The organism is Flavobacterium sp. xlx-214, from assembly GCF_013874595.1.
Taxonomy (GTDB): Bacteria; Bacteroidota; Bacteroidia; order Flavobacteriales; family Flavobacteriaceae; genus Flavobacterium.
Genome location: NZ_CP059431.1, coordinates 159,068 through 183,835, shown reverse-complemented (window position 1 = coordinate 183,835; position 24,768 = coordinate 159,068). Strand labels below are relative to the sequence as shown.

The window sequence follows — 24,768 nt, the reverse complement described above, 5'->3', positions numbered from 1 at the left end:
TGAACGGCGTTTTTATTTAAATTGAATGAGGGTTGAAAAACTTATTATACATGAGTTTAGAAATGTAAGCACCTCCAAAAATAGCACAACAAATAAAAAACACATACAACGCAAAATGCAAAGGTTCCTGATTTTTTAAAACAATAGGTAGTAATGCAATTGCGTATGCAGGTGCCATTTTTTGCTTAAATACTGCCAGAAATAAAGAAATAACCACAAAATTAACAAGCAATACCAATAGTAAATCGCTTATATAAAGGTAAATATAACCTCCAATTAATGATGAAACAACTAATAAAGTAGTTTTAAGCAGTACAGGTTGTAGTTTAATTACCGGACCGCTAATCATTTCTAAACCAACAACAATAACAGGCGGTATAGCCAACATATAATGGTAATCATTGTAATAGCAAAAAGAAATCCAAATGGTTATGATGGAAAAGTAAGCAAAAAAGGTTCTAAAAGGAACAATTTCTTTGGCTACTTTTTCACCTGATTGGTATTTTAATTGTACAAAAGCAGCTAAAATTAGTGTAAAAACTAAGGTAGATATTAAAAAGTAAACTGAGTGGCAGTTTGTTATAATAGGTAATAAACCTGTAGCAATAGCTGGTGCCAATACATTTTTACTAAAATAAAAAAGTAAAAAAATAAGCAATAAAACCAAAGCTATTTTTAAAGCCAAACTTATAGAAAGCATATTAATACCAAAGCCCATAAAAGCAGTAATACTTGGTAAAATAAAAAGCATTTTAGGATTGGCGTTCCATGATGCCTTTTTATAAATAAAACAACCAGCACTTAAGGCAGCTAGTTCAGGTAAAACAATTTCTATATCGTTAGCCCAAATAGCAAACAAACCCATTAAAAGAATAAGGCTTCCTGCTAAGAAATAGTCAAATACAAGTTTTTGTGATACGGTTTTTTGTGATACGGTATTAAATAACATTTTTATTACAAATGTAAAAGAAAAGCATTTTTTATTACGTAGATTTCCTGTAAAACTTTACAACTAATTTTATCAGAGTAGCTTTACTCTTTGTCACTTACCAACTTTGTATTATATTTGTAGCTTAGTTATAATATCAAGACTATGTTCGATAATTTAAGTGATAAACTAGACAAAGCCTTTCATATATTAAAAGGTCACGGAAAGATTACAGAAGTTAATGTTGCCGAGACTTTAAAAGAAGTACGTCGTGCATTATTAGATGCCGATGTAAACTTTAAAATTGCCAAAGAATTTACCAATAAAGTAAAAGAAAAAGCAATTGGGCAAGACGTATTAACAACGTTACAGCCAGGTCAATTAATGGTTAAAATCGTTAAAGACGAGTTAATTGAATTAATGGGAGGCGATGCTGTTGGTGTAAACCTGTCTGGTACTCCGTCAGTTATTTTAATGTCTGGTTTACAAGGTTCGGGTAAAACTACCTTCTCTGGTAAATTAGCGAATTTCCTTAAAACAAAGAAAAATAAGAAGCCGTTATTGGTTGCTTGTGATATTTATCGTCCGGCGGCAATTAACCAGTTGCACGTAGTTGGTGATCAAATTGGGGTAGAAGTATATTCTGAACCAGAAAATAAAAACGCAGTTTCTATTGCTACCAATGCAATTGAACATGCTAAGAAAAATGGTTTTAACGTAGTTATTGTCGATACGGCAGGTCGTTTAGCGATTGACGAGGAGATGATGAACGAAATTGCGAATGTTCATGCAGCCATTAAACCACAAGAAACGTTATTCGTAGTAGATTCAATGACAGGGCAAGATGCGGTGAATACAGCAAAAGCTTTTAACGATCGATTGAATTTTGATGGAGTTGTTCTTACAAAATTAGATGGTGATACACGTGGTGGAGCTGCCATTTCTATTAAATCAATTGTAAATAAACCAATCAAGTTTATTGGTACGGGTGAGAAAATGGATGCTATTGATGTGTTCTATCCAGACCGTATGGCAGATCGTATCTTAGGAATGGGAGACGTTATTTCGTTAGTAGAGCGCGCACAAGCACAATACGACGAAGAGGAAGCGCGTAAACTTCAAAAGAAAATTGCTAAAAACGAATTTGGTTTTGATGATTTCTTAAGTCAAATTCAGCAGGTTAAAAAAATGGGATCTATGAAAGATCTTGTTGGAATGATTCCTGGTGTAGGTAAAGCATTAAAAGATGTAGAAATTGAAGACGATGCTTTTAAACACATTGAAGCTATGATTCATTCAATGACACCTGCAGAGCGAAAAAAACCAGCTATTTTAGACGCAAAACGCAAACAACGTGTTGCCAAAGGATCTGGAACCGATATTCAACAAGTAAATCAGTTGTTAAAACAATTTGACCAAATGAGCAAAATGATGAAAATGATGCAAGGCTCACAAGGTAAAAACTTGATGCGTATGATGGGGCAGATGAAAGGCATGGGAATGAAATAAAAGTAAACCTGCAAGATTTTCTTGCGGGTTTTTAAATTTAAAAAACAATTAACTACATAACACAAAACCAACAATGCAATTATTAGACGGTAAAAAAGTATCGGAAGAAATTAAAAATGAAATTGCTGCCGAAGTAGCTCAAATTAAAACAAAAGGAGAAAAAGTACCTCATTTAGCTGCTGTATTAGTAGGTAGTAATGGTGCAAGTTTAACATACGTGGGAAGTAAGGTTAAAACGTGTGAAAAAATTGGTTTCGATTCTACATTGGTATCTTTACCTGAAGAAACAACAGAGGAAGAATTGTTAGCAAAAATCAATGAGTTAAATAACAATGATGATATTGATGGCTTTATTGTTCAATTGCCTTTGCCAAAACATATTGATGAGCAAAAAGTTTTAAATGCTGTAGATCCTGATAAAGATGTAGATGGTTTTCATCCAGAAAACTTTGGTCGTATGGCGTTGGAATTAGAGTCGTTTATTCCTGCAACCCCTTTCGGAATTTTACAATTGTTAGAGCGTAATAAAATCGAAACAAAAGGTAAAAACGTGGTAGTTATTGGTCGTTCAAACATTGTGGGTAAGCCAATGAGTTTGTTAATGAGTCGTAAAGCGTATCCAGGTAACGCAACAGTAACATTAACACATTCTGCAACTCAAAATATCGAAGAAATAACACGTGAAGCAGATATTGTAATTACAGCTTTAGGTGTGCCTGAATTTTTAAAAGCGAACATGATTAAAGACGGCGCTGTGATTGTAGATGTTGGTATTACACGTGTTGCTGATGAAACTAATGCAAAAGGTTATGTAATTAAAGGTGATGTTGCTTTTGATGAGGTAGCTGAAAAAGCATCGTGGATTACCCCGGTGCCAGGTGGTGTAGGCCCTATGACTATTGCGATGTTAATGAAAAATACGTTAATTGCAAGAGAACGCAGAGCAAAGAAAAACTAAAATTTATAGTATTTATACAATTAAAACCATCTCATTTGCTAGATGGTTTTTTTGTGGCTATTTTTAACGAAAATTACAAATCATGTATCAAGATATAAGCAATCAGCAAAAACAAATACTAAAAAAATTGACTTCTAAAAAAACAGTGTTAAGTTGGTTTAGGCTCGTTTTTTTAATAGTTGCTGTTTATTTGTTTTATTTAATGATGTATCAAAAAAATGAAACAATGGGCTGGTGGGCTTTTTTGGCTTTACTTCTTTTTATTATTGCGGTAAATGTGTATTTAAAATTGCAAACTAAAATTAGCTATCATAAAACATTACAAAAAATTAACGATGATGAAATTGATTTTTTAAAAGGTGCAAAAACGTTTGATGAAGGAAACGAATTTTTAAATCCGCAACACGCTTATTCATATGATTTAGATTTGTTTGGTAAAAATTCTATTTTTCAATTTATAAATCGCACAGGAACATCGTTAGGTAAAAAGCAATTGGCTAAAGATTTGCAAACCATTCCAACGGAAGATGTTATTAAACTACGTCAAGAAGCAGTTCAAGAACTAACACAACAATTTGATTTTCGACAACAATTTCAAACATTAGCACTTTTAGCCGATACATCTGAAAAAGAAGATAACGCAATAGAACAATGGACAAAATCTAAAAGCGATAATCCTAATAAATTAATACAAGTAGCGGTTATTTTAGTGCCTGTTTTATTCTTATTATCATTGCTGGCATCTATTTTTAATTGGCATCCTTTGGCATCTAAGTTTACCTTGTTTTTCTTTTCGTTTAATTTATTAATTGCGGGGTTTATGACGCAGTTTATCATGAAAGAAATTGGTAAAGGTGATAAAATTGCCAATAGTTTACAGCAATATGCAAAGATGATTAAACTGTTTGAAGTAACTTCTTTTCAATCAAAATACTTACAAGAGAAACAAAATCAATTAAAAAACAACAATAAAACAGCTACTGAAATTGTTGATGAATTGGCAAATTTGTTTGAAAAGCTAAATACAATTGCCAATCTTTTCATATTTATTGCGTTCAACGGTACGTTTCAATATCATTTTTGGGTGCATAAAAAATTATTGATGTGGAAACAGAAACATCAAGCACATTTATGGCAATGGATTAAAATTATTGGAGAAATTGAGAGTTTAAACAGCTTGGCAAATTTCGCATATAATAATCCGGAATATCAATATCCAACAGTGTCTAAAAATGTAATTTCTTTCGAAAATTTAGGACATCCCTTATTATCAAAAGAAAAACGAGTACGCAACGATATTGATTTTTCAAATCAATCATTTGTCATTTTAACAGGCAGTAATATGAGTGGTAAAAGTACTTTTTTACGTACAGTGGGTATAAATTTAGTGTTAAGTTACGTGGGGGCCCCAGTAGATACTACCAAAGCTGTTATTTGTTCTTTGCCGTTGTGGGTTTCTATGCGTTTAACCGATTCGTTATCAGATAGTGAGTCGTTCTTTTTTGCTGAAGTAAAACGATTAAAACAAATTGTAACCGAAGCGCAAAGCGAACCGATTTTTGTTTTATTAGATGAAATTTTAAAAGGAACCAATTCTGATGATAAAAAAACAGGAACCGTTGGAGTTATTGAAAAATTGCATCAGTTTGATGTAAAAGGAATGATAGCTACGCACGATTTAGAAGTTTGTAATACCGTAGATAAATATCCAGAAACAATGATCAATAAGCGTTTTGAAGTAGAAATTATTAACGATGAATTACATTTTGATTATCAATTAAAAGAAGGTGTATGTCAAAATAAAAATGCTACATTTATCATGAAAAAAATGGAGATCATATAAATTGTTGATTTAAAATTCTATGAAAAAAATAGTACTATTGTTGTTGCTTTCAGCAAGTTTATTTTCGTGTGTTTCGGTTAAAACTAAGAATATTCGTGAAAATATCTTAACATTAAAAGATAGTTATTGCAAAGCGCCTTTTAAATATCATTATAATAAAACACTTCCTTCATACAATGCAGATAGTATTTTATTGGCAAACAAAGAGCTTAAAAATTACTTTACAGATCAAAGTATATTGATTTTAAATGCGCTAACTTCTATTGATGAGGTAAATGAAATTTTAGAATTAAAGAAAGATAATTCAATAGAGGCGCAACTAGAAATTTTGCATTTACGCAGTGAAATTGATAATAAAGTGACCATTGCTTTAACCGAGTTAGACGCTGTGGCTGCTGAATTTGATTGCGAAGGCGAGCGCGTAGGACAAATAGCGAGCTACGTGGATGATTTAAATGAGCGAAGAATGAATCGTTTGGTTATTTATTCTATTATTATTGGGGGTGCAGCATCTATTGCAAGCGGTACTATAAAAAACGATAAAGCGGGTAGTGCTGTTGATATTGGTGCAGGTGTTGCAGGTGCAGCCTTAGGTTTTTTAACTTTAAAACCTAAAAGTGAAAAAGTAGAATTTATTCATAAGCGAAATTTGTTGCGAGACATTTGGAATGAAAAACTGGAAGCCGAAAATTTTCCGCCGTTTGTTTGGTATATGTACACTCAAGAGCGATTTTTTAGCAATTCGGGTACGCTTTCCATTATTAAAAATATAAAAGATAAATGGTTGCAATTTAATTTTCACAATGATCTTGAAGAAGCAAACGCTTCAATTTTGTTTAACGATGGCGGAATTTATAAAGCCGATGATTTACATAACCGTACATCAATGCTTAATCAAATGCAATCGGCAACACGCACTATTAACCAAAACGTTAATTATTTATTGTTAGATCTAGATAAGTTTATTAACACTCCAAGCAAAAATGAAACACTTCATAATCTCAAAAAATAGTTTACAACCCAGTGTTTGGGATGGAGGTAAAACGTACGGATATTTTATTTATCCGCCAGAAGCAACTTATGCTAAAAGAGATTTTTTGTTTCGTATAAGTGCAGCTTCTATCGCAAAAGTACCTTCTCATTTTACTCGGTTTGAAAATTATCAACGTTTTTTAGTGATGTTAGATAATGATTTACATATCCAACGAAACAGTAAAAAAGAGCATTATAAAAAAGAAGAAATTTTTAGTTTTGATTCAAACGATGAAATTATTTCTCAAACTTTAGGAAACGATTTTAATTTGATGGTTGCTAAGGAAAAAGTAACTGCAAGTGTTTATTTAGCAAAAAACGATATGCTATTAAAGTCAAATTTTCTATTGTTTTTTGCATTAAATGAGGTTCAAGTAAAGGTAAATCAAAATGGTTTTTTATTAAGCCCAAATGATTTATTAGTCATTGAGAATGATTCTAATATCATTTTAAATACTGTATTAAACGCTTCTGCTATTTGTTGTGAAATAATGTTTATATCCTTATAAGTAATTTTAGAATTGATTTATGTTTAAGTATTATTTTATTTTAATGTTTTTGTTTAATTCTTTCTGTCTTTTAAAAAAGTACCAATTATAAGATTCTTTTTATTTTAAAATATGTAAAGTTAATTTAAAACTGTATAGTTTTCTTAGATGTAAATAGAAAACTTCAGTATTATTTAATCAAATATTCTGTTTTTACTATGTAATATATATATAGTACTTGTTCTAAAGTACCTTATTTATGAATAATTGAATTTCCAACTTTAAGGCGAATAAACCATAATGAAAAGATTTTTCCTCCAACTCTATACTTCAAAGCAAAATTTTTTAGAAACTGTACCTGCTAACCCCTTGCCCAAAAGCCATTTAAAAAAAAGAATAAAAAAAGGGTAAAAAATATTAGGAAAAAGGAAATAAAAGGGGGTATCTTTGCACTCGCATTACAGAAATAACGTTCATTTAAAGATTTGGTAACACAATAAAAATTTAGAAAATAAATTTGGATTGTAAATAAAAAAGGTTGTAGCTTTGCAATCCGATTCCGAAAGGAGTTTTGTAAAAGTTCATAATTTTTTAAGGTTAAAAAAATCGTTTAAAAATTTTTTCAAAAAAAATTTGCGAGATTAAAAAAGAGTTACTACTTTTGCAACCGCTTTAAGAAACAAGGCGAGAGAATAAGAAGATACGTTCATAGACATATTGGATTAACAGAGAATAAAGAGTAAGAGCTTTTAGGTAACTAAGAGGTCTTGAACAACACATCAAAAATATAAAAAATATACGATGAAGAGTTTGATCCTGGCTCAGGATGAACGCTAGCGGCAGGCCTAACACATGCAAGTCGAGGGGTAGAGGCAGCTTGCTGCTTTGAGACCGGCGCACGGGTGCGTAACGCGTATGCAATCTACCTTATACTAAGGGATAGCCCAGAGAAATTTGGATTAATACCTTATGGTTAATAGAATTGGCATCGATTTTATTATAAAGATTTATTGGTATAAGATGAGCATGCGTCCCATTAGTTAGTTGGTAAGGTAACGGCTTACCAAGACGATGATGGGTAGGGGTCCTGAGAGGGAGATCCCCCACACTGGTACTGAGACACGGACCAGACTCCTACGGGAGGCAGCAGTGAGGAATATTGGTCAATGGAGGCAACTCTGAACCAGCCATGCCGCGTGCAGGATGACGGTCCTATGGATTGTAAACTGCTTTTGTACAGGAAGAAAAAGAGTTACGTGTAGCTTATTGACGGTACTGTAAGAATAAGGATCGGCTAACTCCGTGCCAGCAGCCGCGGTAATACGGAGGATCCAAGCGTTATCCGGAATCATTGGGTTTAAAGGGTCCGTAGGCGGGGTATTAAGTCAGCGGTGAAAGTTTTCAGCTTAACTGAAAAATTGCCGTTGATACTGGTATTCTTGAATGATTGTGAAGTAACTAGAATATGTAGTGTAGCGGTGAAATGCTTAGATATTACATGGAATACCAATTGCGAAGGCAGGTTACTAACAATTTATTGACGCTGATGGACGAAAGCGTGGGTAGCGAACAGGATTAGATACCCTGGTAGTCCACGCCGTAAACGATGGATACTAGCTGTTTGGACTTCGGTTTGAGTGGCTAAGCGAAAGTGATAAGTATCCCACCTGGGGAGTACGGTCGCAAGACTGAAACTCAAAGGAATTGACGGGGGCCCGCACAAGCGGTGGAGCATGTGGTTTAATTCGATGATACGCGAGGAACCTTACCAGGGCTTAAATGTAGTTTGACAGATTTGGAAACAGATTTTTCTTCGGACAAATTACAAGGTGCTGCATGGTTGTCGTCAGCTCGTGCCGTGAGGTGTCAGGTTAAGTCCTATAACGAGCGCAACCCCTGTTGTTAGTTGCCAGCACGTAATGGTGGGAACTCTAGCAAGACTGCCAGTGTAAACTGTGAGGAAGGTGGGGATGACGTCAAATCATCACGGCCCTTACGTCCTGGGCCACACACGTGCTACAATGGCCGGTACAGAGAGCAGCCACTTAGCGATAAGGAGCGAATCTATAAAGCCGGTCACAGTTCGGATCGGAGTCTGCAACTCGACTCCGTGAAGCTGGAATCGCTAGTAATCGGATATCAGCCATGATCCGGTGAATACGTTCCCGGGCCTTGTACACACCGCCCGTCAAGCCATGGAAGCTGGGGGTACCTGAAGTCGGTGACCGCAAGGAGCTGCCTAGGGTAAAACTAGTAACTAGGGCTAAGTCGTAACAAGGTAGCCGTACCGGAAGGTGCGGCTGGAACACCTCCTTTCTAGAGATGGTTCAAGCATCTTTTACTCTTTAACTGTTGGTTCAAAAAACAAGAATAATTAAAATACAGAGTCTCGTAGCTCAGCTGGTTAGAGTACTACACTGATAATGTAGGGGTCGGCAGTTCGAGTCTGCCCGGGACTACTATTTAAGTTATTTAAAAGGAAATTTTAGAAGTTGAGTTATCAACAATCCGCTGAAAGCTAACGGCTGATAACTGCAAGCTAAAAACACGGGGGATTAGCTCAGCTGGCTAGAGCGCCTGCCTTGCACGCAGGAGGTCATCGGTTCGACTCCGATATTCTCCACTATCTTAAGAAGATAGAGAATAGAAAAGAGAAAATAGACTTAGTCTGTTATCTATCATCTATACTCTATTATCTAAAGGAAAAGTTCATTGACATATTGAGATACATTTAAAAAGTAGAAAAATATTATAGTAAAATAATATAAAGCACATTTTTAATCTTTTGAGATTAAAAAGTAGAGCACAATAAGCAAAATAAGGGCGTATGGGGAATGCCTAGGCTCTCAGAGGCGAAGAAGGACGTGATAAGCTGCGAAAAGCTACGGGGATTGGCACACACGAATTGATCCGTAGATATCCGAATGGGGCAACCCGGCATGTTGAAGACATGTCACATCGATAGATGAGCAAACCCGCTGAACTGAAACATCTAAGTAGGCGGAGGAGAAGAAAACAAAAGTGATTCCGTAAGTAGTGGCGAGCGAACGCGGAATAGCCCAAACCAAAGTTGTTACGGCAATTTTGGGGTTGTAGGACCACGACATTGTATGCAAAGCGAATAAGAATCATCTGGAAAGATGAACCGCAGAGGGTGATAGTCCCGTATTGGTAAGCAATGTAATGCATAGTGGTATCCTGAGTAGGTCGGGGCACGTGAAACCTTGATTGAAACTGGCGGGACCATCCGCTAAGGCTAAATACTCCTGAGAGACCGATAGTGAACCAGTACCGTGAGGGAAAGGTGAAAAGAACCGTGAATAACGGAGTGAAAAAGATCCTGAAACCATACGCCTACAAGCGGTCGGAGCCCATTCGTTGGGTGACGGCGTGCCTTTTGCATAATGAGCCTACGAGTTACCGTTGCTGGCAAGGTTAAGTACTTCAGGTACGCAGCCGAAGCGAAAGCGAGTCTGAATAGGGCGCATTAGTCAGTAATGGTAGACGCGAAACCGTGTGATCTACCCATGGACAGGTTGAAGTTTGGGTAACACCAAATGGAGGACCGAACCCGTTGACGTTGAAAAGTCTTGGGATGATCTGTGGGTAGGGGTGAAAGGCCAATCAAACTCGGAAATAGCTCGTACTCCCCGAAATGCATTTAGGTGCAGCGCTATTATAGTTTATTAGAGGTAGAGCTACTGATTGGATGCGGGGGCTTCACCGCCTACCAATTCCTGACAAACTCCGAATGCTAATAAATGATTACTAGTAGTGAGGGCATGGGTGCTAAGGTCCATGTCCGAGAGGGAAAGAACCCAGACCATCAGCTAAGGTCCCCAAATGTATGCTAAGTTGAACAAACGCGGTTTGATTGCCCCGACAGCTAGGATGTTGGCTTGGAAGCAGCCATTCATTTAAAGAGTGCGTAACAGCTCACTAGTCGAGCGATCGAGCATGGATAATAATCGGGCATAAGTATACTACCGAAGCTATGGATTTGTATTATATACAAGTGGTAGGGGAGCATTCTAAACTGGGTAGAAGGTGATTTGTGAGAATTGCTGGACTGTTTAGAAAAGAAAATGTAGGCATAAGTAACGATAATGCGGGCGAGAAACCCGCACACCGTAAGACCAAGGTTTCCACAGCTATGCTAATCAGCTGTGGGTTAGTCGGGACCTAAGGCACACCCGAAGGGGGACGTCGATGGCCAACGGGTTAATATTCCCGTACTTGTAATAGTTGTGATGGAGTGACACAGTGGTGAAAGTACCGCGAACTGACGGAATAGTTCGTTAAAGCACGTACCTATAGATCTTATAGTAAAATGCGTAGGATTTGGAGAAATGCGATAGTACACGGAGCCTTCGGGCAAAGTGATAGTGTACCTAAAGGCTGTCAAGAAAAGCTTCTAAACTTAGATTATTACAACCCGTACCGCAAACCGACACAGGTGGTCGAGGAGAGTATCCTCAGGTGCTCGAGAGATTCATGGCTAAGGAATTAGGCAAAATAGACCTGTAACTTCGGGAGAAAGGTCGCCAGCAGCAATGCTGGCCGCAGTGAAAAGGTCCAGGCGACTGTTTATCAAAAACACAGGGCTCTGCCAAATCGTAAGATGAAGTATAGGGCCTGACACCTGCCCGGTGCTGGAAGGTTAAGAGGAGATGTTATCTTCGGAGAAGCATTGAATTGAAGCCCCAGTAAACGGCGGCCGTAACTATAACGGTCCTAAGGTAGCGAAATTCCTTGTCGGGTAAGTTCCGACCTGCACGAATGGTGTAACGATCTGGACACTGTCTCAGCCATGAGCTCGGTGAAATTGTAGTATCGGTGAAGATGCCGATTACCCGCAGTGGGACGAAAAGACCCTGTGCACCTTTACTATAGCTTAGTATTGTTCTTGGATAAGTGATGTGTAGGATAGGTGGGAGACTTCGATCCTGCGTCGCCAGGCGTAGGTTAGTCATTGTTGAAATACCACCCTTTGCTTATCTGAGATCTAACTCGACGACGTTGAGGACATTGCTTGGTGGGTAGTTTGACTGGGGTGGTCGCCTCCAAAAGAGTAACGGAGGCTTCTAAAGGTTCCCTCAGCACGCTTGGTAACCGTGCGTAGAGTGCAATGGCAAAAGGGAGCTTGACTGAGAGACCAACAAGTCGATCAGGTACGAAAGTAGAGCATAGTGATCCGGTGGTTCCGCATGGAAGGGCCATCGCTCAAAGGATAAAAGGTACGCCGGGGATAACAGGCTGATCTCCCCCAAGAGCTCATATCGACGGGGGGGTTTGGCACCTCGATGTCGGCTCGTCACATCCTGGGGCTGGAGAAGGTCCCAAGGGTTGGGCTGTTCGCCCATTAAAGTGGCACGCGAGCTGGGTTCAGAACGTCGTGAGACAGTTCGGTCTCTATCTACTGTGGGCGTTAGAAATTTGAGTGGATCTGATTCTAGTACGAGAGGACCGAATTGGACTAACCTCTGGTGTATCAGTTGTGCCGCCAGGTGCATTGCTGAGTAGCTACGTTGGGAAGGGATAAGCGCTGAAAGCATATAAGCGCGAAACCCACCACAAGATGAGATTTCTTTAAAGGGTCGTAGAAGATGACTACGTTGATAGGTTACAGATGTAAAGGCAGTAATGTCATAGTCAAGTAATACTAATAGCCCGTAAGCTTATGTGCTCTAGGGATTGCTTTATAAATTATAGTATTAAGATTTTAGAATTAAGTATTAAGACTAAAATAGCTACAGAATAGTATCAAAAATATGTTAACAATATTGCAGCAAAGCTGCGTTTAAAGTTCCAAGTTTAAAGTTAAAGGTTGCAAACCTTAAACAAAAAAAAACGTGAAACCTTAAACAAAAACTTAGGGTGGTTATAGCGTTGGGGCTCACCTCTTCCCATCTCGAACAGAGAAGTTAAGCCCAATTGCGCAGATGGTACTGCATATTAATGTGGGAGAGTATGTCACCGCCTTTTTTTAGAGACCCCTTCACGTAAGTGAAGGGGTTTTCTTTTTAGAATCCTTATCAGAAACGAGCGCAGCGAACTGACAAAGTAAATGATGAGGATTTTTTGTTTTGGATAATTAAATGGTGTTTTTTTTTTGATTATAAGGTTTAATTGATATTTTTGTTACGAAAAGGAAATAAAAATTGTTTTGAAAAAAAAAATATGGAAGGTAGTCAAATACTTATTGATTACTATTGCATCTATCTTAATACTTCTATTGGCAGCTATTTATTCGCTGCAATTTCCTTCTGTTCAAAACTTTGTAAAAGATAAACTGGTTACCTACTTAGAAGGAAAAATTAAGACCAAAGTTGCTCTTGATAGAATTTATGTTCATTTTCCTAATAAAATTGAATTAGAGAATTTATTTTTAGAAGGTCAAAATGTAGATACCTTACTTTATGTTCATCATTTAAATGTAGGTTTAAATCTACCTAAATTACTTGATAACACTGCTGAGTTTACTTCTATTGAGCTTGATGGGCTAACAGCCAATGTAGTTAAAGATGCTAACGGAACATTTAATTTTGATTATATAATTGATGCTTTTGCTAGCAAGGAGGAAGATACAGATGAATCAAAGCCTTTTTTAATAAACCTTGATAAAATTCATTTACAAAACTTAAATGTAGGTTATAAAGACATCTCTAGTAAGAATGATATTGCTGTAAAGCTTACAAATATTGAAACTATTGTTAAGACATTTGATTTAGAAAAGAATAACTATGCTGTTGATTTTATTGAAGCAAAAGGATTAAAACTAAAGTTTAATCAAGGAATGCTTGAAGAGGTAGCTGAAAATGTTGAAGAAACAGTAGATTCTTTATCAGTTAAAAATCCATTGCAAGTTGGAATAAATGGTTTGAATTTACAAGATTTTGATATTTTGTACGATGATGAAAATTCGGCAACTAAAGCTAAAATTGTTTTTAAGGAATTATCGGCAAAAATCAAGACTTTAGATTTACCAAAGTCAGATTTCAAAGTAAATGATTTAACTTTTAAAGATGCTTTTGTAGATGTACTTTTAACAAGTGATTCTAAAGCATCTAAAGCAATAAATGAATCAAAGAATACTGATACTCTTGTTAAACCGGAAACTAATCCACTAAAATTTGCATTAGAAAAAGCGCAATTAAGCAATGTAAACGTAATTTATAACAACGGTTTAGGAACTAATACTCAAAAAAGTTTCAATGCAAATCACTTAAACATAAAAAACCTATATGGGAATTTGAATGATTTATCAATGATCGGTTCTGAAATTTCGGGGGCAGTGAAGGATGTTTCTTTTGTTGAAGAAAGTGGATTTACATTAAATGAATTATCAACTAAGTTTAAATATGCAAACAAAGAAACAGTTGTTGAAGATTTAACTTTAAAAACACCAACTACTTTTTTACAACGAAGTTTAAAACTAACCTACAATTCAGTTGACGATTTTTCAAATAATCTTGGTGCTGTTGGTATAGAAGCTAAGTTGCCTAAAACTAAAATTGGTTTTCAAGATATTTTATGGTTAGCGCCTAATTTAAAAAATACGGCTCCTTTTAATAAATATCCAAAAGCTATTTTAAATGTTTCAGCTGATGTAAAAGGAAAAGTAAACGATCTTTTAGTGCAAGAGTTTAAATTGTCGGGTATTGATAATTTGAACATAAATGCATCAGGAACAATAAAAAATGCTTTAGATACAGATAAGTTATGGGTTAATTTAAAGGTAAACGATTTAACTGCAAGCAAAAGATTAATTACCCAAATAGTTCCTAAAAACACCTTACCAAATTCAATTGAATTGCCTGCAACTTTTTCTGCAAGTGGTAAATTAAAAGGTAGTTTAAATGATATTTATGTTGATTTAGGTTTAAAATCATCATTTGGAAACGCTAAAGTAAAAGGAACCTTTGATCAAAAAGTTAAGAATGCACAACGTTATGATTTGCAAGCCAATCTAGCAAGTTTTAATGTTGGTAAATTAATAAAGCAACCAAAAGTAGGTATTGTTACAGCATCGGCAAAAATTAAAGGAGTAGGTTTTGATTTTACCAAAAACAATGCGCAAATTGATGCTTTTGTAAACCAAGCAACGTATGATAAATACACGTATCGTAATGTAGCTTTAAAAGGATCTTTAAAGAAAGGAAACTATAATGTTACACTGAATTCTGATGATGAGAATGCAAAATTAAATATTGTAGCTTCTGGTATTTACAATGCCAATCAGCCAACAATTAAAACCGAAGGAACTATTTTTAAGGTCGATTTAAATAAATTAGGCTTTAGTGAAACGCCAATGGCTTTAGCTGGAAAATTAAATGCCGATTTTTCGTCGCTTAATCCTGATGCGTTGAATGGAAACTTGTTTTTACAAGATTTTGTGCTTTCAAACGGGCAAGAAATATATCCTGTAAGTGAAATAAGTCTAAATGCTGTGAGCAATGATACATTAAATGCAATTGATTTAAAATCGCAAATTCTTGATGCTTCTATAACTGGGAAATACAAATTAACGCAAATTAGCAATTCGTTGTTGCAAACAGTAAATCAGTATTATCATTTCCAAAAAGATACCATTGCTCAGAAAATCGAACCACATCAGTTTTTTAATTTTAGAGCAAAGTTTAAAAACGACGATTTAGTTAGAAAATTTGTTCCCGATTTAACTTCTTTTGAAACCATTAATTTGTATGGCGCTTATAATGCCGATGAAAAGAAAATTACCATGTACGGCAGTGTGCCACATGTTACGTATGGCGCTTATAAGTTAAACGATATTAAATTATCGGCAGGTAATGATAATGATCAGTTAAATTATGCTGTAACTTTAAAAGAGTTTGATAGTGATCAAATTCGTTTGGCCAATATTACGTTAGATGGTTTTGTTGCAAATGATTTAATTGATTACAATTTAGTTGTTAAAACCGATAAAGAAGAAACTCAGTATAAAATTGCCGGAAATGTTGCCACAGCAAATGGTTTGGTTGATGTTATCTTAAAACCAAACGGTTTGGTGCTTAATTTTGATGAATGGACAGTTGCGCCTGATAATAAATTAACACTTCACCCTAAAGGTTTGGTTGCTAATAATTTATTGTTGAGTAAAGATGGTAGTTCCATTTTATTAAATTCGGAAGGTACAACACCAGAAAGTCCGCTACTTGTTAAATTCCAAAACTTCAAAATAGAAACGCTTACAGAAATTATTCGAAAAGATGATTTATTAGCCGAAGGAATCATTAATGGTGAAGCTAATATTAAAGATTTAATGAATGATTTGCGTTTAACAGCCGATTTAAATGTAACTGATTTAAAAGTATTTGGCAACGCCATAGGAACCATTGATGCAAAAGTGGCTAATGAAACAGCAAGTTTGTACAACGCAAATGTTAAGTTAAGCGGTTTTGATAATGATATGACTATGGTAGGTAGTTATGACACTGCCGCAACTAGTTTTAATGCAACGGTAGATATTAACGCATTACAAATGACCAGTATTCAAGGTTTTTCAATGAATCAGTTGCGTGATGCAAAAGGATTTATATCAGGTAATTTAAAAGTTTCGGGCACTACAACCAATCCAAACATATTGGGTAGTTTAAAGTTTAATAACGCAGCTTTTGGTGTAACACAATTAAATACCACATTTCAAAATTTAAACGATAAAATTGACTTCACTAATCGTGGAATTGAATTCAGCGCTTTTAAAATTAACGATACCGATGGAAATAGTTTAACCATTAACGGAGCTGTTTTAACGCAAACATATCAAGATTTTAAATTTGATTTAAATGTTAATGCTCGTAATTTTAAAGTAGTAAACTCTTCGCAAACCGAAAATCAAATCATGTATGGTATTATGGCAATTGATGCTAATTTAGGTATTAAAGGCGATATGAATTTACCAAAAGTTGACGGACAGCTTACGGTTGCAGATGCTACTGATTTTACATTTGTATTACCACAATCTAGTCCGGCTTTGCAAGAACGCGAAGGTATTATTGAGTTTATAGATCAAGACCAAATGGCTTTAGAAGGAACATTAACAACCGATAAAGACATTATTGAAGAAACAATGAAAGGTTTAGATGTAAACTTAAACATAGAAATTAAGAAAGATGCTAAACTTTCAATTGTTATTGATAAAGCAAACGGAGATTTTATTAAACTACAAGGTGAGGCGCAGTTAACAGGCGGAATTGATCCTTCTGGTAAAACTACTTTGGTGGGTCGTTATGAGGTAAACGAAGGTGCTTATGAAATGTCTGTAAACGTGTTAAAACGTAAATTCGAAATTCAAGAAGGCAGTTCAATCACTTGGACAGGTGAGCCTACCAAAGCTAATTTAGATATCACCGCAATTTATAAAACAAAGGCAGTTCCTTTAGATTTGGTTGAACAGCAATTACAATCAGATACGGGTGGAGTTGATGCCAATATGTATCGTCAGAAAATCCCATTCAATACATTACTAAAACTAAGCGGAGAATTATTAAAACCCGTTATTAAGTTTGATATTGAAATTGAAGGAAACAACCCAAGTGTTCCTTCTGAGGTTATAGAATTAACCAAAACTAAATTAGAACAATTACGTACCGAAGAATCAGAAATGAACAAACAAGTTTTTGCTTTGTTGTTGCTAAATCGTTTCATTGGTGAAAATCCATTTGCTAGCAGTACCGGTATGACAGCAGAATCTATGGCACGCCAAAGTGTTAGTAAATTATTATCGCAACAATTAAATAATCTAGCTGCGGATTTAATTGAAGGAGTTGAATTGAATTTTGATTTAGAATCGGAGGATGATTATTCTACAGGAACAAAAGAATCAAGAACCGATTTAAATGTTGGCATTTCAAAACGATTATTAAATGATCGATTAAAAGTATCTATTGGTAGTAATTTTGGATTAGAAGGTACCGAACGTCAAAATGAGCGTATGACCAATATTGCCGGTGATATACAAGCAGAGTATTTGCTATCTAAAGATGGAAGATACATGTTAAAAGCATACAGAAAAGATGAATATCAGCTAGCATTACAAGGACAAATTGTTGAAACAGGTGTTGGTTTTGTAATAACGGTAGAATACAATAAGTTTAAAGAATTATTGCGTCGCCGTAGAAAAAATAGAGAATTAATAAGAAGAACTCAAAGTACAAATCAAAATGAGCAAACTATCCAAACAACTAAATAAGCTTGTCTTTGCAACCACAATAGGTTTAGTTGCTGGTTGTAGCAATACTAAATTTGTGCCCAATGGTGATTATCTGTACACGGGTGCTTCTATTAACATAATAGGCGATTCTTTAACTAAAAGCGAAAAAAGCAAACTTAAAACCACTTTTAAAGAGCAGCTTACACCAAAACCTAATAAATCGTTTTTAGGCTTACGTCCTAAACTTTATATTTATAATATTACAGGAAAACCTAAAAAAGAGAAAGGTTTAAAACATTGGTTAAAAAACAAAGTAGGCGAAAAACCTGTTTATTTAAGCAGTGTTGATATTCCGTTTAATTTAGATTTAATTGAAAACACAGGCGAAAATTTAGGTTATTTTAATATATCGGCAAGTTTTGATACCATTAAAAAGAACAAAAAAGCAACTATTAATTACACAGTTTCGCCACGTACGCAATATGTAATTGAAAAAGTATCTTTTCCTACTGATTCTACTTTAATAGGACAAGAAATAGCAAAAATAGCGGATAGAAGTTTACTAAAAGTAAATCAGCCTTTTAATTTAAATGTTATTAAGGCAGAACGCGAACGTATTGATGCAGGTTTAAAAGAAAGAGGTTTTTATTATTTTGACCCTGACAATATTATTGTTCAAGTTGATAGTACGGTAACCAAGCACAAGGTTGATTTAAACGTAAAAGTAAAAGATAACACTCCAGAAATAGCCAAAGATCAATATACAATTGATAAAATTTATATTTTTTCTGATTTTAATCTACGCAGAAACCAACGCGAACAAAGAATGCGTTCTGTTACCTCTAACGATACGTTGTTGTGGCGAGATAATATTTATGTTATAGACCCTAAAAAGAAATTCAGACCTCAAATTTACGACCGAGCTTTGTATTTTAAATCGGGCGATTTTTACAACAGAACCAATCATAATTTAACACTGAATCGATTAATCAATTTAGGTACGTTTAAATTCGTAAAAAATCAATTTGTAGTAAGCGATTCGTCTGCTCATAAATTCGATGCTTATTATTATTTAACACCTAACGATTTTAAATCGTTGCGTTTTGAAGTTCTTGGAAAATCAAATTCGGCAAGTTATGCAGGTGGCGAAGCAAACTTTAATTGGCGTCATAAAAACTTTTTAAAAGGAGCCGAATTATTTACCGCTTCCTTGTATACCGCGCTAGATTTTCAAGTAGGTGGCAATAAAGAAGCTAATAATATTTACCGTATTGGTAGTAAATTTAGTTTAATGTGGCCACGTATTATAGCACCGTTTAATTTTCATTCATCAAGTGCTTTTGTTCCAAAAACTAGGGTAGAAGTAGGGTATGAGTATCAAAAGAGAACAAAACAATATTCGTTGCACAATTTCAATGGATCTTTTGGGTATTTATGGAAAGAAAACGCTTTGCGTGAGCATGATTTAAAAATAATTGATATTACCTATGTAACCCCAGATTGGGTGAGTGAAGAGTATCAAAAGGATATGAACGATTCATCAAACAAAAACGCCGATGCATTACGTAGAGTAGTAGAAAAGCAGTTAATTTTTGGACCTGTATATTCATATACCTATACAACAACCATGCTGCCCAAAGAACATACTTTTTATTACAGAGGATTGTTAGATTTATCTGCTAATTTAACTGGTTTAATAATGGGTGCCAAAGCAGATGATCAAAAATCAATTTTAGGAGTGCCTTTTAGCCAATACGCTAAAATGGAACACGATTTTAGATATTACTTAAAATTAAATGATAAATCGCAACTTGCAGCACGTTTTATAGGTGGTTTAGCATATCCTTACGGAAATTCAGAATACATGCCTTTTTCCAAACAGTTTTTTGTAGGCGGTAGTAATAGTATAAGAGCCTTTAGAGCCCGTACATTAGGACCCGGTAGTTATGATCCTAGAAATGATCGATCTAAGTATTTTCATGATCAGGCAGGAGATGTTAAGTTAGAAGCAAATTTAGAATACCGCGCCAATATTGTCAGTTTTTTAAACGCAGCCGTTTTTGTTGATGCAGGTAATGTTTGGTTGTTAAATGATCAGGAAGGAAAACCAGGAGGAAAGTTAAGTAAAGAATGGCTTTCTGAAATTGCTGTAGGAGCTGGAGTAGGACTGCGTTTTGATTTTTCAATATTAATTTTAAGAACCGATTTTGCCTTTCCTTTACGCGTACCGTATTATCCTAAAGGAGATCGATGGAATTTTAATGAAATTGATTTTAGAGATAAACAATGGCGCAAAGACAACTTAATGCTAAACATTGCTATTGGATATCCTTTTTAATAATATAAATGAAATACCTACTTGTTTTTTTTGTACCTTTCCAAAATACACTAAAACATAACACTTAGTTTAAACACTAATGATAATGAGTAAAATACTAATTATAGAAGACGATGTTTCTTTCTGCTTAATGTTAAAAACGTTTTTAACCAAAAAGGGGTTCGAAGTTTTTAATGCATTTTCTTTTAAAGAGGCCGAAGTTCTTTTAAATAGTGAAAAGATTGATTTGGTTTTAACAGATGTTCGTTTACCCGATAGTGATGGAATCGAAATTTTACAATTCATCAAAGATATCAATGCGCGCATTCAAGTTATTTTAATGACGGGTTACACTGATATTAAAACAGCTGTTAATGTTATGAAATTAGGCGCTTTTGATTATGTTGCAAAGCCTATCAATTCAGAAGAAATTTTACATACCATTCACAAGGCTTTAGAAAGTAAGTCTGAAAATAACAATCAATATTCTCAATCAGATGTTGCTACTACAAAAGAAACGCGTCCTTTAAAGAATGCGTACACAGGTAGCCATTTTATTACAGGAAAAAGTGTAAAATCTAAAGAATTACATGATTTTGTTAATGTAGTAGCTCCAACCAATATTTCGGTTTTAATTATTGGCGATAGTGGTACAGGAAAAGAAAACATTGCCTATTCTATACATAAATTAAGCAAACGTTCAAATATGCCTTATGTGGCTGTTGATTGTGGTGCAATACCTAAAGATTTAGCAGCAAGTGAATTTTTTGGACACATTAAAGGATCGTTTACAGGTGCAACAACCGATAAAATTGGTCATTTTGAAGCTGCAAATGGCGGAACTATTTTTTTAGATGAAGTTGGGAATTTAACCTACGATGTACAAGTACAATTATTACGTGCTTTACAAGAGCGTAAGGTAAAACCTGTAGGAAGCAGTAAGGAAATAGATGTTGATATCCGCATTATTGCGGCTACCAATGAAGATTTACAAAAAGCAGTACGTGCAGGTGATTTTAGAGAAGATTTGTATCACAGGTTAAACGAATTCTCAATTCAAGCGCCACGTTTGCACGAAAGAGGAAAAGATGTACTTGAGTTTGCTCATTTCTTTATTGCACAATCTAATGAAGAATTAGAACGAAATGTAGAAGGTTTGTCTGATGAAGTGACGCATTTGTTTTTAGATTATGAATGGCCGGGTAACTTGCGCGAAATGCGAAATGTAATTAAGCGTGCCGTTTTATTGTCAAAAAACAATGTAATTGATGTTGATGTGTTACCTGCAGAAATGTTTCAACAAAATGTTTTAAAAAACAATGGCGACTTTGATGTTGTGAGAACCGAGGGAGAAACTCGCCAAGAAGATTTAAAATTATATTCTTCTAAAAATGAAGAACAGCTTATTAAAGTAGCTTTAGAAAAAGCCAAATACAACAAAACAAAAGCTGCCCAAATTTTAGGAATCGATAGAAAAACGCTGTACAATAAATTAAAATTATACGATATAGAGCTCTAAGAAATTAGAGTAATAAAAATACTTTAAAAAATTGTTTGTAAGTAGAAAATGATTATATTTGCACCACAATTGAAAAAAACAACAGAGGATGTTGTTTTGTTAATGGAGAAATGGCAGAGTGGTCGAATGCGGCAGTCTTGAAAACTGTTGACTGTAACAGGTCCGGGGGTTCGAATCCCTCTTTCTCCGCAAAAAAGCCTACAATATAATTGTAGGCTTTTTTCTTTCTATATTAGGATTATACAAGGAATGTTCAAAAAGCTTACAGTCAAATTAAACAAAGTACTTATAAGTACAATTATAAATATTCAGCATTCAATAAAATAAAAAGCAACATATTTTATTATTTTTAGAAGAAGTTTTTAAATAAAAAAGTAGACCTATAAGCCGGGTTCTGTAAAAAATAAATTTTCCCTTATCATTTATCTAGGCTTTCAATTACTCAAAAGCTCCATCTGCCTACCCTCCAACATGCACGAGCAGCACTTAACGTTGGTATACATGGCATTTCACCGAATAGAGTTTACCTGGTTTCACTACAGCCTAACTGTACATACTTTCTGTTGCACTTGTCCTCGCTTTACAACGGACGGGCGTTACCCGCTATTCTGCTCTATGGTGCCCAGACTTTCCTCTGACATAAGCCAGCGATAAGGCGGTCTACTTGCCTGCAAAAGTACTACGAAATTTGGTTTTCTTCCTACAAATTTTACTTCTAAATTAAAATTTTGACTAAATTTGTTGCTAATACTTTTGTTTATGACCTTCCATAAAATAACCGAGTCTGAATCTAACTACCTTCATTTAGAGCAGATGAGTGTTGCTGATTTACTTATCAACATTAATAATGAAGATCAAACAGTTCCTTTAGCTGTACAAAAAGTAATTCCTGAGATAGAAAAAACGGTTGTTAAAATTGTTTCGCAATTAAAAAATGGCGGACGCTTGTTTTATATCGGAGCAGGCACTTCGGGCAGATTAGGTATTGTTGATGCTTCCGAATGCCCTCCTACTTTTGGTGTTCCGTTTGATTTGGTTATTGGTTTAATAGCGGGTGGCGATGATGCGATTCGTAAAGCGGTTGAAAATGCCGAGGACGATGCCCAACAAGTAATTGATGATTTAAAAACTTACAACATTAACAGTAACGACTTTTTAATTGGTATTGCTGCCTCAGGTACAACACCGTATGTTTTAGGGGGAATTGATTTTTGCAATCAAAATAACATTCCTACAGCGGGTATCACTTGTAATCCAGGTAGCCCATTGGCAACATCAGCTCAATTTGCTATTGTGCCTGTAGTGGGTGCCGAATTTGTAACAGGCAGTTCTCGTATGAAAGCAGGTACAGCTCAAAAATTGGTTTTAAATATGATCTCTACTGCAACCATGATACAGTTAGGTCATGTAAAAGGAAATAAAATGGTTGATATGAAATTATCAAACCATAAATTAGTCAATCGTGCTACTAAAATGGTGATGTATGAATTAAATGTATCCGAAAGTGTAGCATCAGCTTTAATTAAAGAATACGGAAATGTGCGCAATGCCATTGATAATTACTTAAAATATGGAAAATAAAGAAACCGATAAATCAAAAATTTACAAAGGTTTACAAAAAATATTTTTTGCCATACCTTTAATGTTTGTAGGCCCAATTATCATTAATTCGTCATTTAAAAACCCCGAACATTTTTTATACTATCCTGTACTAATTGTAGGATGTTTAGTATGTTTATTTTCAATGTATTTATTTTTTATAGGTTTACGCACCTTAGTTAGCGGTTTATTTAACGATTAAATTATGAAGAAATTATTTTTATTAATACTGCCTTTAGCTTTGGTAGGATGTTACAATCAAGAACGAAATTGTACCGATTTTAAAACAGGAACTTTTTCATTTGAACAAGAAATCAATGGAGAAAAACATACATCAACCTTTGTTAGAACAGAACAATACGAAATTGAAACTTACAACGGCAAAACCGATACCGCAAGTATTCGTTGGGTAAACGATTGCGAATATATTTTACAAAAACTACATCCAAAAAATATGGCCGAGAAAAAAGCCGTTCAAATGAAAATACTTTCAACTACTAAAGATGGATACACGTTTGAGTACAATATTGTAGGCGATGTAAACAAACAAAAAGGAGAAATTAAAAAAACAAACCAATAATTTATGGAAATACTATTTACATCAGAAGCTATTATTGCTTTCTTAACCCTTACCTTTTTAGAAATTATTTTAGGTATTGATAACGTTATTTTTATATCTATTGTAACAGGAAAATTACCCGAAGAAAAGCGTAAAAAAGCGACTCAAATTGGTTTGTTTTTGGCAATGTTTATGCGTATTGCCTTATTATTTGCTATTTCATGGTTAACACGTATGAAAGCGCCTTTGTTTTCTATAGATTGGGGTTGGTTTAGTGCACATATCAACGGACAAGCTTTAATTCTATTAGGTGGAGGAATTTTCTTGATATATAAATCAACCAAAGAAATTCACGAAAAAGTAAATCATATCGAACACATTACCGATTCTAAAGAAGCTACTCAAAAACGTTCGGTATCTTTTTCGTCAGTAATTGCTCAAATTTTAATGATTGATTTAATTTTCTCTGTCGATAGTATTTTAACAGCAGTGGGAATGACCAACGGTTTGTATCCAGCAAATGTTGAAATTTGGGGGCAACGTCCAGAATTAATTATTATGATTACAGCCGTTATTGTATCAGTTGCCGTAATGATGGCTTTTGCAGTGCCCGTAGGTAAATTTGTAAACAAAAACCCTTCTATTCAAATATTAGCATTATCCTTTTTAATTTTAATTGGATTTATGCTAACAACAGAATCTATGCACTTATCAGAAGCTGTTTTAGCAGGCGAACATATTGGTGCAGTTCCTAAAGGATATTTGTATTTTGCCATTGCTTTTTCGCTAGTGGTAGAATTTTTAAATATGCGTTTAAGAAAAAAATCGGTTTAGTCCGATTTT

The 24,768-nt window shown here is 34.8% G+C and carries 13 protein-coding genes, 3 tRNA genes, 3 rRNA genes and 1 other RNA gene; 18 read left to right on the top strand and 2 right to left on the bottom strand.

Annotation, left to right across the window (positions count from 1 at the left end; all coding sequences use genetic code 11):
- Positions 1–16: 16 nt before the first annotated feature.
- Positions 17–949, bottom strand: a complete 933-nt coding sequence (locus tag H1R17_RS00820; RefSeq protein WP_163431920.1) for a hypothetical protein — start codon at positions 947–949, stop codon at positions 17–19.
- 144 nt (positions 950–1,093) lie between these two features.
- On the opposite strand from H1R17_RS00820, the gene ffh reads away from it, so the two are divergent.
- The 14 genes from ffh to H1R17_RS00750 all read left to right on the top strand — a co-directional run bounded on the left by ffh (position 1,094) and on the right by H1R17_RS00750 (position 21,956).
- Entirely contained in the window at positions 1,094–2,437 is a 1,344-nt protein-coding gene (ffh, locus tag H1R17_RS00815; RefSeq protein WP_163431921.1) for a signal recognition particle protein, read from the top strand.
- 73 nt (positions 2,438–2,510) lie between these two features.
- A complete protein-coding gene (locus H1R17_RS00810) occupies positions 2,511–3,395 on the top strand; it encodes a bifunctional 5,10-methylenetetrahydrofolate dehydrogenase/5,10-methenyltetrahydrofolate cyclohydrolase (protein ID WP_163431922.1) in 885 nt (294 codons plus the stop codon).
- Between the two features lie 82 nt (positions 3,396–3,477).
- Entirely contained in the window at positions 3,478–5,238 is a 1,761-nt protein-coding gene (locus tag H1R17_RS00805) for a DNA mismatch repair protein MutS (RefSeq protein WP_163431923.1), read from the top strand.
- Positions 5,239–5,257: 19 nt separating this feature from the next.
- Positions 5,258–6,250: a hypothetical protein gene (locus tag H1R17_RS00800; RefSeq protein ID WP_163431924.1), complete on the top strand. Its 993-nt coding sequence runs from the start codon at positions 5,258–5,260 to the stop codon at positions 6,248–6,250.
- Positions 6,222–6,779, top strand: a complete 558-nt coding sequence (locus H1R17_RS00795; protein WP_163431925.1) for a HutD family protein — start codon at positions 6,222–6,224, stop codon at positions 6,777–6,779. The genes H1R17_RS00800 and H1R17_RS00795 overlap by 29 nt, the downstream gene beginning before the upstream one ends.
- A gap of 777 nt (positions 6,780–7,556) precedes the next feature.
- Positions 7,557–9,074, top strand: a 16S ribosomal RNA gene (locus tag H1R17_RS00790).
- A gap of 69 nt (positions 9,075–9,143) precedes the next feature.
- A tRNA-Ile gene (locus tag H1R17_RS00785) sits at positions 9,144–9,217 on the top strand.
- A gap of 90 nt (positions 9,218–9,307) precedes the next feature.
- Positions 9,308–9,381 (top strand) — tRNA-Ala (locus H1R17_RS00780).
- Positions 9,382–9,564: 183 nt separating this feature from the next.
- Positions 9,565–12,445 (top strand): 23S ribosomal RNA (locus H1R17_RS00775).
- A gap of 186 nt (positions 12,446–12,631) precedes the next feature.
- Positions 12,632–12,743: ribosomal RNA gene (rrf, locus tag H1R17_RS00770) — 5S ribosomal RNA — on the top strand.
- The 16S, 23S and 5S rRNA genes sit together here with 2 tRNA genes alongside, the layout of an rRNA operon.
- A 181-nt stretch (positions 12,744–12,924) precedes the next feature.
- Positions 12,925–17,970: a translocation/assembly module TamB domain-containing protein gene (locus H1R17_RS00765; protein ID WP_220458695.1), complete on the top strand. Its 5,046-nt coding sequence runs from the start codon at positions 12,925–12,927 to the stop codon at positions 17,968–17,970.
- A complete protein-coding gene (locus H1R17_RS00760; RefSeq protein WP_163433096.1) occupies positions 17,942–20,269 on the top strand; it encodes a BamA/TamA family outer membrane protein in 2,328 nt (775 codons plus the stop codon). Before H1R17_RS00765 ends, H1R17_RS00760 begins: the two co-directional genes overlap by 29 nt.
- An 85-nt stretch (positions 20,270–20,354) precedes the next feature.
- Positions 20,355–21,767: a sigma-54 dependent transcriptional regulator gene (locus H1R17_RS00755; RefSeq protein WP_220458694.1), complete on the top strand. Its 1,413-nt coding sequence runs from the start codon at positions 20,355–20,357 to the stop codon at positions 21,765–21,767.
- Positions 21,768–21,871: 104 nt separating this feature from the next.
- Positions 21,872–21,956: transfer RNA gene (locus H1R17_RS00750), tRNA-Ser, on the top strand.
- Positions 21,957–22,134: 178 nt separating this feature from the next.
- On the opposite strand, the gene rnpB is transcribed toward H1R17_RS00750, so the two are convergent.
- Positions 22,135–22,434, bottom strand: an RNA gene (gene rnpB, locus H1R17_RS00745) — RNase P RNA component class A.
- Positions 22,435–22,526: 92 nt separating this feature from the next.
- Here rnpB and murQ point away from each other — a divergent pair.
- From murQ to H1R17_RS00725, 4 genes are read left to right on the top strand one after another with little or no spacing between them, the layout of a single operon-like run.
- Positions 22,527–23,348, top strand: coding sequence for an N-acetylmuramic acid 6-phosphate etherase (gene murQ, locus H1R17_RS00740; RefSeq protein WP_163433097.1), 822 nt, complete (start codon positions 22,527–22,529; stop codon positions 23,346–23,348).
- Positions 23,338–23,568 carry a DUF6095 family protein gene (locus H1R17_RS00735; protein ID WP_163433098.1) on the top strand — a complete coding sequence of 77 codons (231 nt, stop codon included), beginning with the start codon at positions 23,338–23,340 and terminating at the stop codon, positions 23,566–23,568. Before murQ ends, H1R17_RS00735 begins: the two co-directional genes overlap by 11 nt.
- A gap of 3 nt (positions 23,569–23,571) precedes the next feature.
- The gene (locus tag H1R17_RS00730; RefSeq protein ID WP_163433099.1) at positions 23,572–23,946 is read left to right on the top strand and encodes a DNA topoisomerase IV; all 375 of its coding nucleotides are present in this window, start codon (positions 23,572–23,574) and stop codon (positions 23,944–23,946) included.
- 3 nt (positions 23,947–23,949) lie between these two features.
- On the top strand, positions 23,950–24,759 hold the full coding sequence (locus H1R17_RS00725; RefSeq protein ID WP_163433100.1) for a TerC family protein: 810 nt from the start codon (positions 23,950–23,952) through the stop codon (positions 24,757–24,759).
- Positions 24,760–24,768 lie beyond the last annotated feature (9 nt).

Excerpts from the sequence above, each read along its gene's own strand:
- H1R17_RS00820 (WP_163431920.1), bottom strand. The coding sequence starts at position 949 with ATGTTATTTAATACCGTATCACAAAAAACCGTATCACAAAAACTTGTA.
- ffh (WP_163431921.1), top strand. The coding sequence starts at position 1,094 with ATGTTCGATAATTTAAGTGATAAACTAGACAAAGCCTTTCATATATTA.
- H1R17_RS00810 (WP_163431922.1), top strand. The coding sequence starts at position 2,511 with ATGCAATTATTAGACGGTAAAAAAGTATCGGAAGAAATTAAAAATGAA.
- H1R17_RS00805 (WP_163431923.1), top strand. The coding sequence starts at position 3,478 with ATGTATCAAGATATAAGCAATCAGCAAAAACAAATACTAAAAAAATTG.
- H1R17_RS00800 (WP_163431924.1), top strand. The coding sequence starts at position 5,258 with ATGAAAAAAATAGTACTATTGTTGTTGCTTTCAGCAAGTTTATTTTCG.
- H1R17_RS00795 (WP_163431925.1), top strand. The coding sequence starts at position 6,222 with ATGAAACACTTCATAATCTCAAAAAATAGTTTACAACCCAGTGTTTGG.
- H1R17_RS00760 (WP_163433096.1), top strand. The coding sequence starts at position 17,942 with ATGAGCAAACTATCCAAACAACTAAATAAGCTTGTCTTTGCAACCACA.
- H1R17_RS00755 (WP_220458694.1), top strand. The coding sequence starts at position 20,355 with ATGAGTAAAATACTAATTATAGAAGACGATGTTTCTTTCTGCTTAATG.
- murQ (WP_163433097.1), top strand. The coding sequence starts at position 22,527 with ATGACCTTCCATAAAATAACCGAGTCTGAATCTAACTACCTTCATTTA.
- H1R17_RS00735 (WP_163433098.1), top strand. The coding sequence starts at position 23,338 with ATGGAAAATAAAGAAACCGATAAATCAAAAATTTACAAAGGTTTACAA.
- H1R17_RS00730 (WP_163433099.1), top strand. The coding sequence starts at position 23,572 with ATGAAGAAATTATTTTTATTAATACTGCCTTTAGCTTTGGTAGGATGT.
- H1R17_RS00725 (WP_163433100.1), top strand. The coding sequence starts at position 23,950 with ATGGAAATACTATTTACATCAGAAGCTATTATTGCTTTCTTAACCCTT.